This window comes from Phenylobacterium sp. (assembly GCF_044372605.1).
Taxonomy (GTDB): Bacteria; Pseudomonadota; Alphaproteobacteria; order Caulobacterales; family Caulobacteraceae; genus Phenylobacterium.
On sequence record NZ_JBILRO010000201.1, the window covers coordinates 1 to 6,478 of the forward strand.

At 65.5% G+C, this 6,478-nt stretch carries 6 protein-coding genes; all 6 read right to left on the reverse strand.

The genetic code is table 11. From position 1 onward, the window contains the following. Positions 1–105: 105 nt before the first annotated feature. A complete protein-coding gene (clpA, locus tag ACIQ42_RS14355; protein ID WP_397404750.1) occupies positions 106–2,421 on the reverse strand; it encodes an ATP-dependent Clp protease ATP-binding subunit ClpA in 2,316 nt (771 codons plus the stop codon). 6 nt (positions 2,422–2,427) lie between these two features. Beyond that, positions 2,428–2,757, reverse strand: a complete 330-nt coding sequence (gene clpS / locus ACIQ42_RS14360; protein WP_397404748.1) for an ATP-dependent Clp protease adapter ClpS — start codon at positions 2,755–2,757, stop codon at positions 2,428–2,430. A 133-nt stretch (positions 2,758–2,890) separates the two neighbouring features. Then, positions 2,891–4,162, reverse strand: coding sequence for a DNA polymerase IV (locus ACIQ42_RS14365; protein WP_397422946.1), 1,272 nt, complete (start codon positions 4,160–4,162; stop codon positions 2,891–2,893). Continuing rightward, on the reverse strand, positions 4,159–5,034 hold the full coding sequence (locus ACIQ42_RS14370) for an ROK family protein (protein ID WP_397422947.1): 876 nt from the start codon (positions 5,032–5,034) through the stop codon (positions 4,159–4,161). Before ACIQ42_RS14370 ends, ACIQ42_RS14365 begins: the two co-directional genes overlap by 4 nt. A 74-nt stretch (positions 5,035–5,108) precedes the next feature. Then, entirely contained in the window at positions 5,109–5,630 is a 522-nt protein-coding gene (locus ACIQ42_RS14375; RefSeq protein ID WP_397422948.1) for a lipocalin-like domain-containing protein, read from the reverse strand. Positions 5,631–5,727: 97 nt separating this feature from the next. Next, a complete protein-coding gene (locus ACIQ42_RS14380) occupies positions 5,728–6,384 on the reverse strand; it encodes a hypothetical protein (protein ID WP_397422949.1) in 657 nt (218 codons plus the stop codon). Positions 6,385–6,478 lie beyond the last annotated feature (94 nt).

The window sequence follows — 6,478 nt, forward strand, 5'->3', positions numbered from 1 at the left end:
TGCGCGGCCCACCTTCTCCCACAAGGGGCGAAGGCCTGATGGCGCCGCCTTTGCCTTCAACCTCGTATCGAGCGGGGCCTCCAGGCGCGGGGGAGGTAGGGTCGGTCAGTCCGCCAGTTCGGGTTCAGCGGGGCTTTCGATGACCGGGGCGCCTTTTTCACGCTCGTCGCCCTCGACGTCGAAGGCGAGTTTGCCGTCGCGGAGCACCACCTTGACGTGGCCGCCCTTGACCAGGCGTCCGAAGAGGATCTCGTCGGCCAGGGGCTTCTTGATGTGCTCCTGGATGACGCGGGCGAGCGGGCGGGCGCCGTAGAGTTCGTCGAAGCCGTTCTTGGCCAGCCAGTCGGCGGCGTCTTCCGAGGTCTCGATGGTGACGTGGCGGTCGGCCAGCTGGGCTTCCAGCTGCATGACGAACTTGTGGACCACCTGGCGGATGATTTCCGGTGTCAGCGGCTTGAAGGGCACCACGGCATCGAGGCGGTTGCGGAATTCCGGCGTGAAGACGCGCTTGAGGGCTTCCTCGACCTCGCCTTCCTGCTTGCCGCGGCCGAAGCCGATGGCGTTGCGCTGGGCATCGGAGGCGCCGGCGTTGGTGGTCATGATCAGGACCACGTTGCGGAAGTCGATCTTCTTGCCGTTCGAGTCGGTCAGCTGGCCGTGATCCATGACCTGAAGGAGGATGTTGTAGACATCCGGGTGGGCCTTCTCGATTTCGTCCAGCAGCACCACCGAGTGCGGGTGCTGGTCGACGGCGTCTGTAAGCAGGCCGCCCTGGTCGAAGCCCACATAGCCGGGAGGCGCCCCGATCAGGCGGCTGACGGTGTGGCGCTCCATATATTCGCTCATGTCGAAGCGCAGGAGCTCGATGCCCAGGGTGGAGGCCAGCTGGCGGGCGGTTTCGGTCTTGCCGGTGCCGGTGGGGCCGGAGAACAGGTAGCTGCCGATGGGCTTGTTGGCGTCGCGCAGGCCGGCGCGGGCCATCTTCATGGCCGACGACAGCTGGTCGATGGCGTCTTCCTGGCCGTAGACGGCGCGCTTCAGATCGGCTTCCAGCTGCTTGAGGGACTCGGTGTCGGACTTGGACACCGACTTTGGCGGGATCCGGGCGATCTTGGCGACGACGGCCTCGACCTCCTTCAGGCCGATGATCTTCTTGCGCTTGCCTTCCGGCACCAGCATCTGCGAGGCGCCGGCCTCATCGATTATGTCGATGGCCTTGTCGGGCAGCTTGCGATCGTTGATGTACTTGGCCGACAGCTCGACGGCCGCCTTGATGGCGTCGTTGGTGTAGCGGAGCTTGTGGAACTCCTCGTAGTAGATCTTCAGGCCCTTGAGGATCTTGATGGTGTCCTCGATGGTCGGCTCGTTCACGTCGATCTTCTGGAACCGGCGCACCAGGGCGCGGTCCTTTTCGAAGTGCTGGCGGAACTCCTTGTAGGTGGTCGAGCCCATGCAGCGCAGCGACCCGGAGGCCAGCGCCGGCTTCAGCAGGTTTGACGCATCCATGGCCCCGCCCGAGGTGGCGCCGGCGCCGATGACGGTGTGGATCTCGTCGATGAACAGCACCGCGTCGGGGTGGTTCTCGAGTTCCTTGACGACCTGCTTGATGCGCTCCTCGAAGTCGCCGCGGTAGCGGGTGCCGGCCAGCAGCGCGCCCATGTCGAGCGAGAAGATGGTGGCGCCGGCCAGGACTTCCGGCACCTGCTTGTTGATGATCTTGCGAGCCAGGCCTTCGGCGATGGCGGTCTTGCCGACGCCGGGGTCGCCCACCAGCAGCGGGTTGTTCTTGGTGCGGCGGCACAGGATCTGGATGCAGCGCTCGACCTCGGACATGCGCCCGATCAGCGGGTCGACCTTGCCCTGCTTGGCCTTCTCGTTGAGGTTGACGCAGTAGGCTTCCAGCGCCTCGCCAGCGGTCTTGGCGGCGGGCTTGGTGTCCTCTTCCTCGGCACCCTTGACGGGCTTGGCCTCGCTGGCGCCGGCCTTCTTGGCGATGCCGTGGGCGATGTAGTTGACCGCATCGTAGCGGGTCATGTCCTGCTCCTGCAGGAAGTAGGCGGCGTGGCTCTCGCGCTCGGAGAAGATGGCGACCAGCACATTGGCGCCGGTGACTTCCTCACGGCCGGAAGACTGCACGTGGATGACCGCGCGCTGGATCACGCGCTGGAAGCCGGCGGTGGGCTTGGCGTCCTCGCCGTCGTCGACGATCAGGGACTTCAGCTCATTGTCCACATAGTTGGTGAGCGTGGTGCGGAGCGCCGGAAGCTCGACCTCACAGGCGCGCATCACCCCGGTGGCGTCCTCGTCATCGATCAGACTGAGGAGCAGGTGCTCCAGCGTCGCGTACTCGTGCTTTCGCTGGTTCGCGTAAGCCACCGCGCGGTGGAGGGATTCTTCGAGTTGGCGGGAAAATGAAGGCAAATGCCCCTAGTCCTTTTCCATTGTGCACTGAAGGGGGTGTTGATGACGGCGAGCCGCATCGACCACCTGCGCGACTTTCGTTTCGGCGACTTCGTAGGTGAATATTCCGCAGACCCCCACGCCGTGTTGATGGACATGGAGCATTATCCGAGTCGCATCTTCGCGCGACTTGTTGAAGAACTGCTCGAGCACGTACACGACGAACTCCATCGGCGTGTAATCGTCGTTCAGGATAAGAACCCGGTACATGGCCGGTTTCTGGACCTTGGGCTTGGTCTGGGTGATCACCGTCGAGCGAACGCCGGTGTCCGTATCACCTTCCTTCCGCTCGCTCATGTGAACTGTCTCCTGCCCCGAGAGGTACGCCCCGGAGTTCGATTAGATATGGAAGATCGCGACTTTTGGAAGGGTTGAATCGTCTTTGTGACGTTTCTGGCGCCATTCGCCTGAATTTGAGCATGGGGTATGGTCAGCCCTTGTCGCGCGAAGCCCTGGTCCGGAGGTTCCGGGCGGAGGTGACGACGTCCGCGCCGAACCGCGCCCGCAGGACGTCGAGCGAGCGTTCGCTGGCGAGCGCCTTGCGCTCATCGCCAGCGAAGAAGTCGTCGGGCGCGGCCTCCTCATCCACCAGATCGGCGATCCCGATCCCGATCAGGCGCCAGGGCTTGCCGACAGCCTCGGCGGCCAGCAGCTCGCGGCCGACCTGGAACAGGGTGTGGGCCGTCTGGGTGGGGATGGCGAGCGTGCGGCGGCGGGTGACGATCCTGAAGTCCGTGCCGCGCAGCTTGAGGGTGACCACCCGCCCGGCCACAGACGCCGCCCGCGCCTGACGGGCCACCCGTTCGCAGAGGGGGGACAGCTGGTCCTCCAGGTCCTCGATGCGGCTGAGATCGGCATTGAAGGTGGTCTCGCAGCTGATCGCCTTGCGCGCCTCGTTCGGATTGACGGCGCGCGCATCGCGCCCATGGGCCAGATCAAAGAGCCGCAGACCCTGCGCGCCCCAGCGGTCGGCCAGCGCCTTGCGATCCGCCCGCGCCAGATCGCCGACGGTGCGGAAGCCGGCCTTCTCCAGGCTGGCCACCGTCGCCGGGCCCACGCCGGGCAGGATCCGCACCGGCTTGCCGGCCAGAAAGGCTTTAGCCTCGGCGCCGAGCACGGAGAAGCCGCGTGGCTTGTCCAGTTCCGAGGCGATCTTGGCCAGAAACTTGTTGGGGGCGAGACCGATGGAGACGGTGATCCCCACCTCGGCCTCGACCCGAGCCTGCAGCCGGGCCAGCGTGATCGCCGGCGGTGCGCCATGCAGGCGATCAGTGCCCGAGAGATCCATCCAGGCCTCGTCCAGCGACAGGTTCTGGATCAGGGGCGTGAGTTCCGAGGCCATGCCGAGGATGCGTTTGCTTTCGGCGCGGTATTTCGTGAAGTCCGGCTTGATCACCACAGCTTCGGGGCAGGCCGCCAGCGCCTTGAACATCGGCATGGCCGAGCGCACGCCCTTGATGCGGGCGATGTAGCAGCAGGTGGTCACCACCCCGCGCTGGCCGCCGCCCACGATGACCGGCACGTCCCGAAGTTCGGGCCGGTCGCGCTTTTCCACCGAAGCGTAGAAGGCGTCGCAGTCCATGTGGGCGATGGTCAGGTCGCCCAGCTCCGGGTGGGCGACAATCCTGGGCGAGGCGCAGGTCGGGCAGCGCCGGACGGCGTCCTCGCCGGTCCAGAAGCAGTCGCGGCAGAAGGCCTTCATCCCCCGGGCTCCAGCGGCCAGAGCCAGGCCGCGCCGCGCACGCCGGATGAGTCGCCATGCAGGGCCTTCACCACCGGCGTTGTGAACACATCGGAGAAGACATGCGGGGCGATGGCGGCGGGCAGGTCGGCGTAGAGCTGCTCGATATTGGACATCCCGCCGCCCAGCACGATGATGTCAGGGTCGAGGATATCCACGACGACCGCGAGGCTGCGGCTCAGACGGTCAATGTAGCGGTCAATGGCGTCGTTGTTTCCGGCGGCGACGGCGGCCTCGGCGGATTGTCCCGCCTCGCGGGCGAAACCTGTGCCGCTGAGCCAGAGTTCCAGGCAGTTGCGCCGGCCGCACCAGCAGGACGGTCCTGGCAGCTCATCGGGCCGTGGCCAGGGCAGGGGAGTGTGACCCCACTCGCCGGCGATCAGATTGCGACCTGGAACCGGCTGAGCGCCAACGGCGATCCCGGCGCCGCAGCCTGTGCCGATGATGACACCGAAGACCACGCCCGCGCCCGCCGCTGCGCCGTCTGTCGCCTCGGACAGCGCCAGGCAGTTGGCATCATTGGCGTAGCGGATCGGTCGCCCCAGGACCCTTTCGAGGTCTGCCGGAAACGGCTTGTCGTTCAGCACCGTCGAGTTGGAGTTGCGCATGAGGCCGGTGACGGGAGAGGGAGATCCCGGCCCGCCGACGCCGATGCGCGCAGTAAGCACACCCGCCTGACGCTCGGCTTCCAGCACCGCGGTTCGGGTAGCGTCAAGACGGTCCTCGTAGGCGGGCGGCGTGGGGACTCGCACACGCGCGTTAAAGCGACCCAGCGCGTCCAGCGCCGCGGCCTCGATCTTGGTCCCGCCGATGTCCACGCCGATACGGATCATAGGACAGGTGTAGCGGAATTTGGTTGGATTGACGCGGGGGCTCGTCGCCATAAACCGGCGCGAGCGTAGCGGTGCTAAGGCAGAGTGGAGACTCGCTTCCAGGTCAGTTCGTTGTGGGTCGGGCCATTGGTGATGGTTGTCAGTGTCACCGTATCACCCTCGAGCCGGACGCGCCGTCGGAGCACGGCGCCTATCTCGCTTGGATCCAGAGATGAGACGACTTCGTGCGTAACCACCGACTCGGCTGAATCGAAGACGTAACGTCCATAGTACCCGTAGTAGGACTGCAGATAGACCACCTGCTCATCCGCCGGCAGCTTGGCAAAATCCACATCGCGGGGTTTCTTGGCGCGCGCCGAGGCCATCTGGACCGACATAAGCCCGGTGGGGCCGTACATTATCAGGCCGCTATAGGGAGGCGTTCGGCTCATCCAGAGCCCCGGCTTACCATCTGCGCCGACAGTCACGGCCTTTGCCAGCGCCCAGGCGCCTACGAGCGGGGAGGCTTGGGCCGCAGCCGCAGGCGTGGCTTGCGCCATCCCGGCGGCCGAAAACGCGAAGGCTCCGGACGTGATGAGGTCTCGCCGCTTGATCATGCCGGTGTCCTTATTCCGCACAAACCGTTGAGACAATTAGTGGGCGCCTCGAACGCTGGTAAGTGCACATTTTTGGCGGCAGGTCGGTGCTTTTCACCTATCGCCGCACCGCATGCTCTATGGCCGCGCCCAGCTCTTCCCAGTCGTCGATCCGCTGATGGCGGTCCGAGGTTGGCGCAAACCCGCGCAGTCGCAGGTCGGCGACGTGCTGGAAAGTCGCTGTCTCCGGCGCGTGGTCGGCCACCGAATCGAGGTTGCCCAAGAGGTCGTCCACAAAGGCCGTAGGGTGCAGGGTCTGGGCGATGAGGCCAGCCGCGATCGGCCCCTTGGGTCCGGAGTTGAGGATTAGCGGATGCTTCAGGCCATGTTTGCGAAGCCAGTTCGTGCGCAGGCGTTCGGCAGGGGCCGGCGCATTGGAGAGGATCAGCAATTCGGCATGGGCTGACAGCCGGTTCAGCGCATCGATGGCGCCTGGCGCGGGTTCCATCTGGTCGCAATGGCCCGCGAAGAATGTGTCGAACAGCGCCTTGCCCTCGACCGCGTCGATGTGCTGGCGCTCGCCGGGGCGGTAGATGTTCTGGAACAGCGCGAATTTATCGACCCGCATCTCCAGCCCCCGGGTCGCCACGAAGTCGCCGAAACCCTGCATGAACAGGCCCAGCACCTCGTCCACATCGATCAGCACGAGGGGCCGATCCGGCGACAGGCCCAGGGCGTCGAGGCGGGGGGTGGTGGTGGGTGATGGATTGGTCAAGGGCCCTCCAGTGGCGGATTCACTATCTTTAAGGACATCCATGGGATGAACAGAGAACACGCGGGGACGGTCGAACATCGGCCGGTCCTTACGC